Source organism: Acidovorax sp. A79, assembly GCF_041154505.1.
Classification (GTDB): domain Bacteria; phylum Pseudomonadota; class Gammaproteobacteria; order Burkholderiales; family Burkholderiaceae_C; genus Acidovorax.
The window spans coordinates 3,862,115-3,877,033 of record NZ_AP028672.1 but is presented as its reverse complement, the minus strand read 5'-3'; the positions used below and the strand labels follow the sequence as shown (position 1 = coordinate 3,877,033).

General features: G+C 60.4%; 16 protein-coding genes. All 16 read right to left on the bottom strand.

Going from position 1 to position 14,919, the window contains the following annotated elements:
- Positions 1-35: 35 nt before the first annotated feature.
- Entirely contained in the window at positions 36-830 is a 795-nt protein-coding gene (locus ACAM51_RS17760) for an ABC transporter permease (protein ID WP_369641365.1), read from the bottom strand.
- A 26-nt stretch (positions 831-856) separates the two neighbouring features.
- Positions 857-1,720, bottom strand: coding sequence for an NAD-dependent epimerase/dehydratase family protein (locus ACAM51_RS17755; RefSeq protein WP_369641364.1), 864 nt, complete (start codon positions 1,718-1,720; stop codon positions 857-859).
- A 56-nt stretch (positions 1,721-1,776) separates the two neighbouring features.
- Complete coding sequence (locus ACAM51_RS17750; RefSeq protein WP_369641363.1) at positions 1,777-3,000, bottom strand: glycosyltransferase family 4 protein; 1,224 nt, start codon at positions 2,998-3,000, stop codon at positions 1,777-1,779.
- A gap of 2 nt (positions 3,001-3,002) precedes the next feature.
- The gene (locus ACAM51_RS17745) at positions 3,003-3,959 is read right to left on the bottom strand and encodes a glycosyltransferase family 2 protein (RefSeq protein ID WP_369641362.1); all 957 of its coding nucleotides are present in this window, start codon (positions 3,957-3,959) and stop codon (positions 3,003-3,005) included.
- Positions 3,960-4,139: 180 nt separating this feature from the next.
- On the bottom strand, positions 4,140-5,033 hold the full coding sequence (locus tag ACAM51_RS17740; RefSeq protein WP_369641361.1) for a peptidylprolyl isomerase: 894 nt from the start codon (positions 5,031-5,033) through the stop codon (positions 4,140-4,142).
- A gap of 23 nt (positions 5,034-5,056) precedes the next feature.
- Entirely contained in the window at positions 5,057-6,262 is a 1,206-nt protein-coding gene (locus ACAM51_RS17735) for an FG-GAP repeat domain-containing protein (RefSeq protein WP_369641360.1), read from the bottom strand.
- A gap of 29 nt (positions 6,263-6,291) precedes the next feature.
- Positions 6,292-7,254 (bottom strand): hypothetical protein, encoded by a 963-nt coding sequence (locus tag ACAM51_RS17730; RefSeq protein WP_369641359.1) that lies wholly within the window; start codon positions 7,252-7,254, stop codon positions 6,292-6,294.
- 175 nt (positions 7,255-7,429) lie between these two features.
- Positions 7,430-7,879, bottom strand: coding sequence for a hypothetical protein (locus ACAM51_RS17725; RefSeq protein ID WP_369641358.1), 450 nt, complete (start codon positions 7,877-7,879; stop codon positions 7,430-7,432).
- Positions 7,880-7,953: 74 nt separating this feature from the next.
- The gene (gene gspD / locus ACAM51_RS17720) at positions 7,954-10,341 is read right to left on the bottom strand and encodes a type II secretion system secretin GspD (protein WP_369641357.1); all 2,388 of its coding nucleotides are present in this window, start codon (positions 10,339-10,341) and stop codon (positions 7,954-7,956) included.
- Positions 10,342-10,378: 37 nt separating this feature from the next.
- Positions 10,379-10,885 carry a hypothetical protein gene (locus ACAM51_RS17715; protein ID WP_369641356.1) on the bottom strand — a complete coding sequence of 169 codons (507 nt, stop codon included), beginning with the start codon at positions 10,883-10,885 and terminating at the stop codon, positions 10,379-10,381.
- Positions 10,882-11,436, bottom strand: a complete 555-nt coding sequence (locus ACAM51_RS17710) for a GspMb/PilO family protein (protein ID WP_369641355.1) — start codon at positions 11,434-11,436, stop codon at positions 10,882-10,884. Before ACAM51_RS17710 ends, ACAM51_RS17715 begins: the two co-directional genes overlap by 4 nt.
- Complete coding sequence (locus ACAM51_RS17705; protein ID WP_369641354.1) at positions 11,433-12,434, bottom strand: PilN domain-containing protein; 1,002 nt, start codon at positions 12,432-12,434, stop codon at positions 11,433-11,435. Before ACAM51_RS17705 ends, ACAM51_RS17710 begins: the two co-directional genes overlap by 4 nt.
- Positions 12,431-13,345, bottom strand: coding sequence for a general secretion pathway protein GspK (locus ACAM51_RS17700; protein ID WP_369641353.1), 915 nt, complete (start codon positions 13,343-13,345; stop codon positions 12,431-12,433). Before ACAM51_RS17700 ends, ACAM51_RS17705 begins: the two co-directional genes overlap by 4 nt.
- On the bottom strand, positions 13,345-13,956 hold the full coding sequence (locus tag ACAM51_RS17695) for a prepilin-type N-terminal cleavage/methylation domain-containing protein (RefSeq protein WP_369641352.1): 612 nt from the start codon (positions 13,954-13,956) through the stop codon (positions 13,345-13,347). The genes ACAM51_RS17700 and ACAM51_RS17695 overlap by 1 nt, the downstream gene beginning before the upstream one ends.
- On the bottom strand, positions 13,953-14,405 hold the full coding sequence (locus ACAM51_RS17690) for a prepilin-type N-terminal cleavage/methylation domain-containing protein (RefSeq protein ID WP_369641351.1): 453 nt from the start codon (positions 14,403-14,405) through the stop codon (positions 13,953-13,955). The genes ACAM51_RS17695 and ACAM51_RS17690 overlap by 4 nt, the downstream gene beginning before the upstream one ends.
- A complete protein-coding gene (locus ACAM51_RS17685) occupies positions 14,402-14,896 on the bottom strand; it encodes a GspH/FimT family pseudopilin (protein ID WP_369641350.1) in 495 nt (164 codons plus the stop codon). The genes ACAM51_RS17690 and ACAM51_RS17685 overlap by 4 nt, the downstream gene beginning before the upstream one ends.
- Between the last annotated feature and the right edge of the window lie 23 nt (positions 14,897-14,919).

The window sequence follows — 14,919 nt, the reverse complement described above, 5'->3', positions numbered from 1 at the left end:
TTTTTTCTATGCCCTCAAAGCGTATGGTCATGGCGTTACAAGGCCTCGCCCAATGCCGACTTCATGGAACGGAAAAACCACCATCCGCCCCCCGCCAGCAGCACGACCCAGACAGCCAGGGCCACCGGAGTTCCCGGCGGGACAGGCATGTGCAGCACCGTGCTTTGCACCATCAGCACCAGGCACGCCAAGGGATTGAAGAGGAACCAGCCATGGAACTTCTCGGGCACCTGGGACAGCGGGTAAACAATGGGCGTCACATAGAACCAAAGCTGCAACGCGAAAGCCACCATCGAACCCACATCACGCCAGAGAAAGTGGGCCATGCTCAACAACAGGGTAAGGCCAAAGGTCAACGCAATCTGTGCCAGCACCAGCACAGGCAGCCACGCCATCGATGCGTAGGGCCCCACACCCTGCGCCACAGACAGCACCAGCAGCAACCCATAGCCGATCCCGAGAACCAGCAGGCTCCCGCCCACCGATACCGCAGGCAGGATTTCGGCCGGCATGGGCTGCTTGCGCAGAAAATCCTCATAGGCGGCCAGGCTTCCCACGCCCCGTCCAATCGCATCGGTGAAGGGGAGCCAAACGGCCAGCCCGGCGAGCAAGTGCAGCAGGTAGCCGTTGCCCACATCCAGACCCGGAACGCGCACGGCAAGAACCAGCCCGAACAGGACGTAGAAGATGGCCAGGGTGGCAAGGGGTTGGACGAACGCCCACGCAAAGCCCAGTACCGAGCCCGCATAGCGGGTCTTGAACTCGCGCATCATCCAATACCGCCACAGCACCCACAACTGGCGCGGATTGCGTGGCGCGGCCGAAGACACGGCGGAGGAAGGAGATACAGGACGCGTCATGCCACCGTCCGCAGCCATTCGACCGACTTGGACACCCCTTCATCGAAAGCCATGGCCGGCTTCCAGTGCAGTTCTTCCTGGGCGCGCTGAATGTCCAGCACATTGACGGGCGGATCAAACGGGCGTGCCGGGAATACACGCCGTTCCACAGGGTGACCGATCAATTGTTCCAGCGTGCGCACGATGTCATTGACACTGTGCCCCGCGCCGCCACCAATGTTGAAGACCCGGGCCTCCCCCTCATGGCGCGAGGCGGCCACGAAAGCCCGCCCCACATCGGCGGCATAGACAAAGTCGCGCACCACGGAACCATCCCCCCATACATCCACAGGCTGTGCCTTGAGCGCGCGGTGCGCAAAAACAGCGATCACCCCCTGGACGCCGTGGGGCTGTTGCCATTCCCCATACGGATTGCTCAAACGCAGTATCCGGCACGGCAGGCCGTGTTGCGCCTCCTCGATGCGCAAATGGTGCTCGATCGCCAGCTTGGTGGCCCCATAGGCGCCCATGGGCATGGTGGGGTGTGTCTCTGCCAGCGGTACCGACTGCGGCCGACCATAGACGGCGCCTCCCGAGGATGCGAACAGCAACCTGGGACGTGCAGCCTTCTGACGCAGCGCCTGCAGCAGGCGCAACGTGCCCACCAGATTGGTCTGCACGTCCTGGATCGGATCTTGACTGGCCGTGGCTGGCACCGTGGAGGAAGCAAGGTGAACGATGACGTCCGCCCCTCCCACCGCATCCCACCAGGAGGGCAAGTCAAAACAGTCCGCCTGCACTGCGCCAGCCAACCAGGGGGCGCTGCCCGGCGCGGGCAATGCGCGGTCGACCGACCACACATGTGCTCCTTCGGCCGCCATGGCCCGGCCAATGTGGCGGCCCAGGAAACCCGCTCCTCCGAGAATCGCGCAACGCATCAGGATTCGCCCCGCGGATTCTGGGCCCGGGCGTGCAACAGGGCCGACTCGAAGTCCTTCGCCACCATGTCCCAGGTCTGCGCCCGGGCAAACACTTCGGCGCACTCGCTCAGGGCATGGCGCCGCGCATCGTCCTGCAGCAGCGCGCAAACCGCGTTGGTCAGGCCCTCCGGAGAAGAATCGGCGAGCATGGCTACGTCGTCGTTGAGCAGCCATTCCACATTGGGGCCCCGGTTGGACACCACGGCGCAGCCGGAGGCCATCAGCTCCAGGGGCAGCAGCGAGGCATTCGTCAGCGAGAGCACCAGCGCCACGTCGCACTGGCTGTACAGATCGGGCAAATCATCCAGCGCCACGGTGCCGCAGGCAAGATGGGGGAACGGAATATGGTAGCCGGCGGTGTCCCAGCCTGCGAGCACGAACTGCGTGTTGGGCATGCGCTCCCACACGGCATTCAGCACCAGCAGGCCGATTTCAAATGCCCGCCGGGGCGTGGGGGGACGCGCATAGAAGAAAACCCGGCGTATCTCGGGCTCCCTGCGCGGCAGGCGCCGGTAGCGCTCCAGTTCCACGCCGAAACCCACAGGATGTGTGACCATCCCATACTCCTGCGCCAGCTTGGTGGCCAGCCAGCCCCCTGCCGTGATGCCGAAGAAACCGAAGTGGTAGGTATTCTGCGCCAGCACCGACTCGGACCCCACCGGGTAGAAATGCGGCTCGTAATCCTGCACAAAATACAGCTTGTGCGTGGCACCGGTGAATGCGCGGACCGCGTACGCCGTGTCCCAGCCTGTGGCAACCGCAAATTCGCATGGCGGCAAGTTCTCCAGCCCCAGAAGCACCTGCGCCTGCAGGGGAAAGAAGTGCTCGCGAATGGCATCGCGGGCCTCTTGCGCATCCTGGTGCATGACGGGCGCACCGATCACGATGCTGGACGTGTATCCCATCTGCTCCAGATGCCAGATGGTACGGAAAATATTCAGATGACCGCCGGAGCCGAGATTGAAGTCCGGGATGAACCACAGCAGCGACCCCTTTGCGGGCTCGCCCGGCTGGGCCGGCAGGACATAGGGCAACGCAAAGCCGTAGTGCCGAAAGACATCGACATACCGCCCAGGCCCCTGGCGCAGGCGGCGCACCACGGCCCGCAAGGCGGCGAACACCCCTTCCTTGCGCGCCATCTCCTTCACGCGCCAGAGCTTCTTTGACAGGTTCAACGCCATGGTCAGGCCGCTCCCGCGCGCTGCAATTGCTCATCGCGCGACACCGAGCGCAATAGCCATGCCGGCAAGCGGTCGTGCCGGGTGCCCAGGTACTGCCCTGCGACCCGCGCCATTTCCACAAGGCTCATGTAGCCCGCGTTCTTGAAGAGCCGCCAGCCGCGCAATCCCCCGCTGCGCAGCCAGCCCAGATCACGCTTTGCAAGGTGCACGCCGGATTTCAAGGCCTGCACCAGGCTGTCCTGAATGCGGTAGCCAAAATAGAGGTTGAAAGAACGCGCTTCGTCAAAATTGCGCTGCAGTGTCTCCCAGACACCGAAGTCGTGTGAATGGTAAACAACTGCGTCAGGCACAAAGGCTTTCGCGTGCCCGGCCTCGATAGCGCGCAAAGCCCATGTTTGATCTTCTGCAAAAGCCACCTCTGGCAAAGGCAGCTGCTCCCAGACCGCACGGCGAATGCATGAATTGTTGCTGGAGAAAAAGTGAAGCCATTGGCGGTAACCAGGGTCACTGGCGAACCGCGCACGGTCTTCCAGACGAATCACTGAGAGCTTGTCTCCAAACCCTGCAAAGTGTTGATTCAATTCGCAGTGGGTGACATGCCGCGCATGCGGATGCGCGCGATGAGGGCCGAAAGCACCGGCCACACCAGGCTCTGCATCACAGCCTTGGACCATGTTGAAAAGCCATTGTGGACTCGCGGGCCGCGCGTCTTGCGTAATGAACACAAGGAACTGCCCCCTTGCCATGGAGGCGAGCAAATTGCGGGTGCGCCCGTGCCCAAATTCTGCAGCTGGAATGCTCTCCACGCGAACACCGCGCTGCCGGGCGCACTTCACTGAGTCATCGGAGGAGCCGGAATCCACCACAATGACCTCAAAGGGCCATGGCGCTTTCTGGGCCAGCACGGCATCCAGCACATCACCCAACAAAGGCCCTCCGTTCTTGACGGGGATCAACACGGAGGCGCGTATTTCAGTCATTGGCAGAGCTGCAGGGTCTCACTAGAAAGAGGGCGCTATGCGCCTGATCGTCAGATTGCGCCTTCTAGCAACGATGCCATCGCAATCCGCAAAACCGACCATTGTACTGCGCCCCTCCAAAGCACGACTACACTACCCTGGTCGCTGATTTTGAGGCAACTATTTTGCTGCAGACTGTTTCTGGAACAGCGCCCGAATTGCAGTGTTATCCAGCTCAACACCGTACTTCGTGAACAGATCGCTCCGAACCTTCTTGACCCCCTCCTGGCGACAGAAGGACACTGCCCGGGCTGGCACGGATACCGCCACTTCTTCCCATGCCAGCTGACGTCCTTCCCGCTTTTCATTCACCTTGAAAAGATAGGTGAAATCACCTTCGCGCAGTGGGCCTACCATCTCCCCTTGTTTTGTCGTGGCCAAAACACGCAGCACACTGGCATCTTCGTCAAAGAGGGTAATCCACCCCAAATCGCCTTGAGGGTCCAGCTTGTACACAGCTTCTGCTTGCTTGACCAAATCATCAAACGACTTCTTCCCCGAAGCCACAGCTTCCGCCTCTTTCATAAGCCATGCTGCGGCAGGTTCACCCTCCAAGGTCTCGGATGCAGGAAGAATTACTCGACTTAGCCGTGCCATCGGCGGCACCCGGAATGCCTGAGGGTTGTTGTTGAAATACTGGCGCGATGCCCTCTCGTCGGCAGGAGGCGCACATACAGGAAGCAACTTGGTATGGACAGCGTGCGCATAGACATCATCAAAACGCTGCTCCTCTCTTCCTTCTTGGCGCGGCTCCCCTATTTGTGCGCCCTCCAGGGAGAGTACGCGCACCGTGGCCATTTCTCGCAATACAGTTTGCACACCCCAAACGTTGCGACTGGACGCCCGCAGATCTATCCGCTTCTCCACATAGGCCGAAAAGTCATCTTGACTGATCGTTTCACCATTAGATAGACGAACCAGTGTCTCCGACGCACCTACCAACGAGGCAGTAGCGGCCGCAACACACATTACAAAGGCTCGAAGCCAGCCCGGATTGCACAAAGAGGGGGTCATAGAAATAACTACAAAAAACAAATTCACAGGCGTTCGACAGCGCGATCCCAAAGCGGGCCGTAGATCACATCCACGACGGTATCGACGGAATTGAGCACCACCAGATCTTGCTCACCATCGCCATCCACATCGATGAGCTGCAAACCCGTAGAGAACCCGCTAGTCTTTATCCAGCGTGTGTCCAATACCTTAGCGTCAGCATCCAGGCGCTGCAGGTACATCTTTCCATCTTCAGCCCACACGACCAGATCGTCAGACAGTGGAGCGACAGCAACACTGCCCGTCAGAGGTGACTGGATGTACTGGAGTTCCCCGGTTTGCATGTTGATACGGGCATTGCGTGCACCGGTCTCTAAAGCCACATACAACCATTGGCCCGAAGGCGAAGGTCGCGCATGGCGAGCGACGGCACCAAAAGTGGCAAGCACCCGGGGGGTCGCCAAAAGATCTGAATCCGAGACTGCGACAACCTTGCGATCGTCAAGACAAGCAACAGCAAACCCACCACCTGCCAAGCCAGGAATTTTGGTCACGCGAACAGGATGCCAAGGCGCCTCACACCAACGCACATTTTTGGATACCGCCGCTTGTCGATTGTCTTCGTGCCAATCAATCCAAGTCACATTCTTTCCGCTGTATGGTGTTGCCAACAACTTGTATCGACCTTGTGACGCACTGACCAAGATCACATCACGCGGAGCAAAACCGACAGGCGCCTGATGTATCCGCACCAGGCGCTCGCCCTCAACCCTGAAGATATCGAGACTACCCGTAGCCTCAACAGCTGCAGCCACTAAAGTGTCCGACAACCATACAGCAGAATCTGGATGGTAGGCCACAGGTTGGCGATCCAGCTGACGAGAAGTCCTTCCACTGAGTTGGTGCAGAACCACCCGCCCCTCTTCATGCTCGACCAACACGAAGCGACATTCGCCCTTGGCAAAACAGCGCACCTCACCACCCCAGACCATGTGAGCTTCAATGACCGTTCGATCAGAAGCCTCTTGAGTGACTGGCGCCTTGGCAGGAGGAGCCCCTCCTCCTTCAACAGATACGGGCTGCATCTGGCAGCCCGCCAGCCCCCAAACGCCCAGCACAGCAAGAAGTCGAAAAGGAACAGAGCAAGACAATTTCATAGAGACCCCAGACATGCAAAAAAAATGGCGCCGAACGGCGCCATTTTTTTGGAGCAACCCCAGTGGGGCCACTTGCTTTTCTTTTTTATGCACAGCGTAAACCGCCGCGCATGTCAAGAAAATTAGTTGTGCGTGCCGAGGATGGACTGCACAGCACCGAAGGCAGGCATAGAGATCACGCTGTACGTGAACACGGAGCCACCCAGGGAGAACAGCGATTGGCCACCAACACCTGGATAGTCAGCTGGCTCAGCAGACATGGGCGCCCACTCGATGAAGCCATCGCCAAAGTTTGCAGGACGGCCAGGGATCGTTTCTGGGTTGAAGAACGCCAGCTCGGCCTCAGCCAGAGCGAAGTTCACAGACTTACGGTTTTGAGCCGCATCATACATGTTGACCGTGTGGGTACCACGCTGGTCACCAGTCGACCAAACCACAATACGAGTTTCCAGGCCAGCATTAGCCGTATTGTCAATAGCATAACGCATGCTGAACGAAGGGTTAGGCGTTGCTGGAGCAACAGCAAAAGCACCAACAGCACGAGCGCCGCCAACGGACAGCAGGCTATTTGGACCCAGAATGGTCAAATCGGAACCAGTGGCGAGATTCAGAGGACCGTCGATCACTGGAACATAAGCCACGTCTTGGGCAGCGGTGGTCACCTGGAAGGCGCTGGCACCGATTTGACCATTAGCAGCTGCACCAGCCGTTGCATTAGCCACGTTACATGCGGTGGCAGCACTGGTGGAAGAAGTGTTTGCACCGACAGCAAACACCAAGTAGCCACGCGTGCCAGCCAGACCGTTACCGGATTGCTGCGACCAAACGAAGGGCTCAAAGTCCTTGTTGGTCATGGGGAAGCAACCGTCGGTGACGTGGTTGGAGTTCGCATCGAAGAACGTCCAGAACACAGGCACAACATTGCCGGTTTGATTGACGATACCAACAGCAGTGGTATCGGCATCGCCATTGTGGATCACGTTAGGAACCACGAAACCATTGCTGTACGTACCCACGGTGTACGCCTGCGCCACACCTGCACTCAGCGCAGCGGCTGCAACGGCTGCCATTGCAAATTTTTTCATCTTCTCAGTCCTTAGATAATTGAAGGAAGCTTTCCCACCCTGTGCGGGATCTGCAACCCATCCGTACTCCGTTTGGGTTGATGCAATCTTATACTGATACCTTCGATTTTTTCAACCTATTTCAGTCAGAAAACCACTGCGCGTGCGTTTGTTGCACTCAAACAACGAACCACGACTACTGTGTTGGGAACATGGCACTACGGCGCTGCACATGATGCCACGCACCATCAATCCGGCGCCATTCGTCGTCTACAACGACTTCCTGTTTTTTTACACGCAACAGTGGCAGGGAGTACCGCATCCACACACTGACGGTCGCGCGATCTCCATCAATGCTGCGCACCCCACGCACCTCTACGGCATCAAATGCAATGCCCCCACGCTTGAGATAGCCTTCCAAGGTGGCGCTCGGATCCTTGGACAACGTCTCATAGGCCCATGCGCCTACACGGTCGTTTTTCTGAATAAGTGTCCAGTACGCTTTCGACCGGGCTAGAAGTGCTGCTTGGTCATCTTCAGCCGACACCACTGCACCGCCAGTGGCGGCGCAGCCCACGAGCACCGCCAGAACCGCAGGCGCTGCCAGGGTCACGACAAAATGACGACGGGTAACAGGTCTTGTCATGTTAAGAATCTCCTGATTGACTATCTATATATGGAAGGCGCGACGTTGGCTAGAGCTGCAGTAGCCAGACGCATTCAGCGCGAGGGTTGCAACGGGGCATCTGGCGGGCGGAAACTCATTGGCTGGGCTTGCAAGGACAAAGAGCGCATGCGTTCGCGCATCTCCGCACTGGCCGAACGCAGCTGATCATCGTCTTCCAAGGCACGGGGCGTCATTAACACCAACAGCTCCGTGCGGTTACGCAGGTTTGACGTATTGGAGAACAGGGCTCCCAACAATGGGACGCTTGCAAGCCCCGGCAAACCGCTACGGGTGTTGCTGTCATTTTCACGGATCAATCCGCCCAGAACGATGGACTCACCGGAACGCACTGCGACACGCGTTTGTATTTGCCGGGTCTGAAAGGACCGCTGTTTCGTCACATCGTCCTCCTCACCCACATCGGTGACTTGCTGAGAGATATCCATGGATATCAACCCCCCCGCATTGACGGATGGCGTGACGGAGAGCAGCACCCCAGTGTCTTTGTATGTAATGGACTGACTGATAAAATTACCGCCAGTAGCGGCCGAAGTTGAACTCAGGATAGGTTGTTGCTGGCCGACCTGAATGTTGGCGGTGTGGTTGTTCAGAACCAAGATAGACGGACTGGACAACAACCGCACCTGGGATTTAGTGGCAACGGCGTTCAGCGCGGCGCGAACTACGTTCGCCTTACTGATGGTGTACGAAAAACCAGGCACTTTGGGGCCTATGCCGCTGGTGCCGAGGTCCAACAGCGCCCCACCTTGACGGTCCCTGCTAAGACCGTTCTGCAAGTACCACTCAACGCCATATTCCAGGTTACCCGTGAGGCTCACCTCTACGATACTGGCCTCGATCAACACTTGCATTGGGGCCTTGTCAAGTTCGCGCAAGGCCTGTTCAATCCGACGATATTCAGTTCGCGGCGCCCGGATCAGCAGCGCATTGCGCTTCTCATCGGCAACCACGCGCACGTTACCGTCCAATTGGCTGGTCGATGTCTGTGAGGTGTTGTTGGAAGAGGTTTTGTTGCCTCCCGCACCGAGGCCTGCACCGAGCGGACTACTGCCCGTTCCACCATTGCCAGAAAGCCCGGTATTGCCAGAACTGGCCGTACCCAGCCCTCCTCCCAGACCCGCACCCTGCGAGAACTGCGTCGGTGCGGAGCCCGCTGCAACACCGCTCGACTTGGCTTGCCCGGACTGGCCGCCAAACAAACCATTGAGCATTTCCGCCAGTTGCAAGGCAGACCCGTTCTGCACCGGATACACAAAAAGGCTGGCCTCAAGAGTATCGGTAGGACGATCCAGACGGCGAATCCAGGTCTCGACCTGGGCCAGCAGATGGCTGCGCGGGGTCACAACAACCAAGGCATTGAGTCGTTCCACCGGAAACACGCGGATCAAGCCCCCCAGCGGATTGGCCATCTGTGCCGCAGCACCGCTGGCGCCAGCACTAGCGCCAGCCCCCCCACCGGCAGCTCCCGGCGCGCCTCCGCCAGGGGCTGCACCAGCTCCGCCCCCGCCATAAGGGTCGGAGGCCTTGTCGCCACCAAGCAACGCCTGCAGGGAGTCACGCACCACATTGACATTGGCGTTTTCCAGCACGAACACCCCCAGCGACATGCCAGAGAGGAAGTCCACGTCAAACGCCTCCACCATTTCCAGCCAGCCGCCCAGCTGGGCCTTGCTGCCCTGCAGCACCAGCAGGTTGCGCATGGGATCCACATAGACAATGGCTTCACGTGGTGCGATGGGCGCGAGTATCTTGGCCATCTCGGCCGCAGCGATGTGGTTCAGCGGAACGATGACAGTGCCTGCACCCGACAGGTCCTTGAAACGCGAAGCCCCCACCACCGGGCGCGCACCCAGAGTGACGGTGCGCTTGGTGACGTGATAAACCCCTGCGTTGTCGCGCACGATCGCCAGATCGTGGGGCAGAAGCACCGCATCCAGCACGTCCAGGACCTGGCTGCGCAGCAGTGGCTGGCGAGTATGCAGGCTCACCACCGTCTCTCCCCCGGCGTCAATGGTGTAGTTGAGCTTGAGCAGGTCACCCAGCAGAGCCACCGCCAGATTGCCGACCGTGACATTCTCGAAGTTGAGGGAGACCTTGTCCCCCTTTGCGAGAACGGGGTCTACCCGGGGAGCAACATCGCGCTTGAAGAATTGGTCATTTCCAGGAAAAAGGCGCGTGCTGGAAGGTGCGCTCTTTGGCACCGGCGGCTTGGCGGCCGAGGCGGCCTCCGCAGGGCTTGCCGCCGCTGGCGCAGCCGGTACGGGTGCGGTAGTCGGTGCGAGGTTCAGCGAGGTCGCGGCCACCTCTTTGGCCGGTTCCATTTTCGAATCGGAAGAAGGGGCCGCGGCAGGTCCTCCCTGCGTACTGGCGCAACCGGCAGCCAGCAACGCCAGCAAAAGGATGGATGGCCGAATGTTCATAGAGATATAGCTCCAATATGGGATATGCCGCTGTGGCTTACTGATTTGTGGCGGGCCTGCGCAGGCGGTCGCCGATGGGGCCGGCTTTCGGCGCCGCAACGACGCTACCCGCCTCCAGCGGGCGCTCTACGCGCTGGTCGTCAGCCGACACAAACACCGCCTTGCGACCGTCAAATGATTCCAACCGCCACGGTTTGGTTTCCCCAGTTACCTTGAGGGTCGTGCCGTCAGCGCGCAGCAGGATCGCCACACGCTGCGCACCAGACTCCAGCACGGCGGTGAGGCGAGACTGCGACAGCTCCGTGACCAAACTGCTTTTCTTCTCATCCACCACCACCGGGCGCCGGGATGCCCAGAACAAAGGCCGCTCCACGGCCTGCTTCGCGTGAACCTTGATTGGCTGTGGCATGGGCTCGACCTTGGGCAGATCGGGCTTGCGCGGGGACGGCGGACTCCAACGATCTTTTTCGGCATGCCACCAGTACGCACTGGCTGCCAGGGCGGCAATCGCCAGCACGGGACCAAGATACCAGGGCTTGATCATGGCTTGGCCTTTTCTGGAGCCAAGGGAGCTTCCAATTGCAGCGTCAGCCGGGCGGTCTGAGGGCCGGGCCCAGAGCTGGCCCCTTCGCGCATGATGTTGGCCGTGCGCACCCAGAAAGGTGCACGCTGTGTCTGCAGGCTTTCCATGAAACTCACGAGTTTGGCCCATTCGCCACTGACGGTAGCCGTCAGGCGGATGCGCGCCAGCTTGCCATCCCCTCCTGGCTCCAAGGCGACCTGCGAGGAAACCAGCGTGCTGCCAGAGGCCATGATCAACTGGCGAAGTTTCTGCTGAATGTCGTTCTGTGCAGTTTCCCCGGCTGGGTGAAGCAAAGGGGCCACGGTGCTGCTGACAGAACCGAGCAGTGTTTCGATTTCGGAACCTGCATTCACCACCCCTTCCAGCCGCTCACTGCGCGGCTCCAGCTGGCGGAGTGCGCCGTCGTACCGGACCCAGAGGGATCGATAGATCAGTGCTGCACATGCGAGAACGCCTATGAACAGCACCAGGAGCAAGACCATCGAATGTCGCCGCCAAATATTCATCTTCATGGCTTTGCTCCCTCACCTCGCCACCGTAGCTCGATGGTGAAGCGCTCCTTGTTCAACGTGCTGTCCCGCACGTTCGCGGCGGTGGCCCGCACATCGGCAAATCCAGGCTGCCGCCCAAGGTATCCGATGAGCTCTGTGGCATTGGCGGTCAAACCCGTGATCTTCACCTCGGGGCCGTTGACCTCGATGCGATCCAGCCAGGTATCGGAGGGGATGGCAGATGACAGTCCATCAATCACGCTGGCCAGAGGCATGTCAGTCACGATGCTCTTTCGCAAGTCCTCCGCCATTCCAGCCTGATTGCGCAGTTCATCCATCTTTTGCCGAAGAGGGGCTGCCTTGGGCTCAAGCATGCTGACATGCTCCACGGCGCGGACCACCGCCTGCCGCTTCAGCACCAGCGGCATCGCGGCAGGCAGCGACAAGGCGAGCAGCAACAGCAGCAAAAATGCCGCGGCGGCGCCATCTATCCAGCGCTGGCGGCTGCTCTGCTTTTGCCATGCCGCACCGTGGACAGGGAGAGCGCGCCCTTGGCGCACCATGTACACCGGGGCGTTCCCCGCAAATCCATGCTGCGCCAGTTGCTGCTCCAGGGCACTGCGCCGGCACATGCCCCACTCGACCACCCATCCGCCCTGGGCCTTCGGCTCGGCACGCCACGCGGCCACGATTTGCTCTGGAGGCATGGGCGAAACCCGCCAAAGGGCTTCCTCCACCCCCCCGACCAGGGAGCGCTGGGGCATGTCCGGCAACTGCACCGTACCCCATAGGCAGTCAGCTTCTGGCACCAGCAGGCTGGCCGCCTTGCGGCTGTTGGTACGCTTGCGCAGGCGTGTGCCTGCAATGGACCAGCGCCCGCCGTCGGGAGCCACGGCTGGATTCGCGAGCGAGGGCCAAGCCCCATGCTCCACCAGGACACGCTTGAGATCACCGAAACCCCAGGCCAGTCGGTCCAGCGCCTTTTGCGCACGAAGAGATAGTTGCCCCCAACCTGTCATGGCTTGAATTCCTGTTCCGGCTTGTTATAGCGGCGTGTCGGCTCCAGCGAGAGCATTGTCCAGGGCGTCAAATTGCCCGGGCGCTCGCTGAGATCAACCCACGCCTCACGCTGCCACCACCGATCGCCCTCAGTCTGCACAAACGCCTTGAGGCGTACGGTCTGCCCACCGCCCGCACGGGCAGGCGAAAAGAATTCAGCGGCTGCTCCCGTCAGGAGTACCCCAGCTCGCGTTTCTGGAGGGGATTTGTGAATGCGCGCCCCCAAGCCTGGCTGCCCTGTCAGAGCGTCGATCAATGCGGGGGGGGCTGAATCGATTTCGATGCGCTGCTGCCCATTGATGCCCAAATGGGGCGCGATTATCTCATAGAGCTCGGACGTCATACCCAGCACCGATCGCAATTCGGAGAGGTCATCAAGCGCCCCGTTGCGCGGCATCGAAGGCCAGCCAGCCCCACGGTACTGAGCCGCCTCAGCGCCCCCTACGCCGCCAGGCGTATCGTCCGGATCAATGTAGTCTTTCACGCGAGAGGTCAAAATTGCGGCCTCGCCCGATGACAATCCGCCAGCCCGTTGAAACAATGCCTGCATCAAGGCTTCACTGGCGACATTCACGTCGACCAGCCCACCGGAAGGTGTGATTTCAACCCATACCTCCTGCGACCCCAGCGGCAGACGCTGAATGCGGTACCAACTGTCGGCAGTTTTCTCGGACATCGTTCGCTGCGCTGCCAATTCGATTGCAGCATCCAGCACGGACTCCGCGCGCATGCGTTCCATATCCAGCGCAGCGCGCTGCGTTTGTTGGCGCACGCCGCGGGCACTCGCCATCACGACCAACGACAGCGAAGCAACCAGCCATAGCACCAGAATCAATGCGGCGCCCCGGCTACCACGGATACCCTGGACCATCACCGCGCCCTCACCAACGGAAATACCAACGGGGGCCAATCCCCTTGCGCGTCAGCAATTTCAACCCGGATCCGCGCCGGGTACTGCGCCTTGGCGGAATCCCATTGCTGCGTCCATTCACCCGTCTGCCCATCCTGGTAATGCCATTGAAGTGTTCTCACGTCCGCCAAAAGCGTCTCGCGCAAGGCACGGCTCCAATCCAGCGCCATCAATGCGCCATCGTAGGGAACAGCTTCAATCGACAGATCGACCCGTCCGTCCTGATGGCGCAGAGGATTTGTACGGAATACATAGAGTCCACCGGCGTCGCCTCGCTCCGGCAGCGGTGCCACCCATATGACGCCTGCAGCATTCCCGCTGAAGAAGTTCACGAAGGTGTTTTCGTTGCGCCGGCTCAACAAACGCAGGGTGTCAAACTTGCGCCCCAGCCATTGGCTCACCACCATCATCCGATCGGACCTGTCGATCACCCGCTGGTTGCGCTCCGCGGAGCGGCCTATCACGCCGACACCCGCAAACATCAGCGCCACCACGGCGGCCGTGACGGCCAGGGCGATCAGCAGTTCCAGCAAGGTGAACCCGCGAGAGGTTTTTCGAAAGGCCTGGCTCATGGCGCAGACCTGTATGGCTTCCAGGTGGTCCACGTCACCGCGGTCATCCCGTCTCTGCTGACCTCCACCGTGACCCTCGCGGCGCGCACCGGCTCTCCTGGCGCAGGACGACCGCTTTCGTCCATCATGGGAACCTGCTCGGGCACCACCTGGATGCGCCAGCGCCACACGCCCGACTGCCCGGAATCCTGCTTGATCAGATCCTCGGCATAAACCCCGGCGGCCAGTGCCGACCTGGCCACCAAAGAGGCCTCCACGCGAGCCTCCACATCCACGACGTTCTTGGAGCTTTGCCCCACGCTTCGATAGAGGCTTGCCAGTGCGATGGAAGCGATGGCCATGGCAACCAGCGCCTCCAGCAGGCTGAAACCCCGCTGCGGTCGAGGCTCTCGCCTGCATTGCTGAAAACGCGGGTTCAGAAAAAGGGGCAGGCAGCGTTTCACCGTCATGACGGGGCCACGGTCGTGGCTTGCTCCACCGTTCCCAGCAACCAGTTCACGCGAAAAGTGACACCTTGCCCGCCGCGCAGGACCGCCAACCGCCCGCCTCGAGCACCACCGTCTGCACTGAACACAAAAATCGGCTCTCCCGCTGCGCCTGCAGCCTTGGTGGACTTGGGATTGCGTTCGATGGCTTCCCACTGAACCAGCAATGGTCCAGGCACGTCCAGGGTCAACCGTCCGTCCACTACAAGCCTGCGGATTTCCGGCTGGTAGGTCACGGTCACCGGCCGGCCCTCCTGAACACTGAGTGCGCGCGCCTTGTTGAGCTGGCTGGAGACGTCCCGCACCACCTGGCTGTAGCGAGACCGCTCCATGTACGCCTGCCCCCCGGCGCCGACCACCGACACGGTAATGGCGGCCAGCACCAGCACGACCAGCATCTCCAGCAAAGTGAAGCCCTGGACGCGGCGCAGTGGCGCCATCAAGAGAGGGCTCATGCGAAAGAAACCACCAAGCGGTG

What these genes read in the sequence shown, in the direction of transcription:
- ACAM51_RS17755 (WP_369641364.1), bottom strand. Translation starts at nt 1,720, where the DNA reads ATGGCGGCCGAAGGAGCACATGTGTGGTCGGTCGACCGCGCATTGCCC.
- ACAM51_RS17750 (WP_369641363.1), bottom strand. Translation starts at nt 3,000, where the DNA reads ATGGCGTTGAACCTGTCAAAGAAGCTCTGGCGCGTGAAGGAGATGGCG.
- ACAM51_RS17740 (WP_369641361.1), bottom strand. Translation starts at nt 5,033, where the DNA reads ATGACCCCCTCTTTGTGCAATCCGGGCTGGCTTCGAGCCTTTGTAATG.
- ACAM51_RS17730 (WP_369641359.1), bottom strand. Translation starts at nt 7,254, where the DNA reads ATGAAAAAATTTGCAATGGCAGCCGTTGCAGCCGCTGCGCTGAGTGCA.
- ACAM51_RS17725 (WP_369641358.1), bottom strand. Translation starts at nt 7,879, where the DNA reads ATGACAAGACCTGTTACCCGTCGTCATTTTGTCGTGACCCTGGCAGCG.
- gspD (WP_369641357.1), bottom strand. Translation starts at nt 10,341, where the DNA reads ATGAACATTCGGCCATCCATCCTTTTGCTGGCGTTGCTGGCTGCCGGT.
- ACAM51_RS17715 (WP_369641356.1), bottom strand. Translation starts at nt 10,885, where the DNA reads ATGATCAAGCCCTGGTATCTTGGTCCCGTGCTGGCGATTGCCGCCCTG.
- ACAM51_RS17710 (WP_369641355.1), bottom strand. Translation starts at nt 11,436, where the DNA reads ATGAAGATGAATATTTGGCGGCGACATTCGATGGTCTTGCTCCTGGTG.
- ACAM51_RS17705 (WP_369641354.1), bottom strand. Translation starts at nt 12,434, where the DNA reads ATGACAGGTTGGGGGCAACTATCTCTTCGTGCGCAAAAGGCGCTGGAC.
- ACAM51_RS17700 (WP_369641353.1), bottom strand. Translation starts at nt 13,345, where the DNA reads ATGGTCCAGGGTATCCGTGGTAGCCGGGGCGCCGCATTGATTCTGGTG.
- ACAM51_RS17695 (WP_369641352.1), bottom strand. Translation starts at nt 13,956, where the DNA reads ATGAGCCAGGCCTTTCGAAAAACCTCTCGCGGGTTCACCTTGCTGGAA.
- ACAM51_RS17690 (WP_369641351.1), bottom strand. Translation starts at nt 14,405, where the DNA reads ATGACGGTGAAACGCTGCCTGCCCCTTTTTCTGAACCCGCGTTTTCAG.
- ACAM51_RS17685 (WP_369641350.1), bottom strand. Translation starts at nt 14,896, where the DNA reads ATGAGCCCTCTCTTGATGGCGCCACTGCGCCGCGTCCAGGGCTTCACT.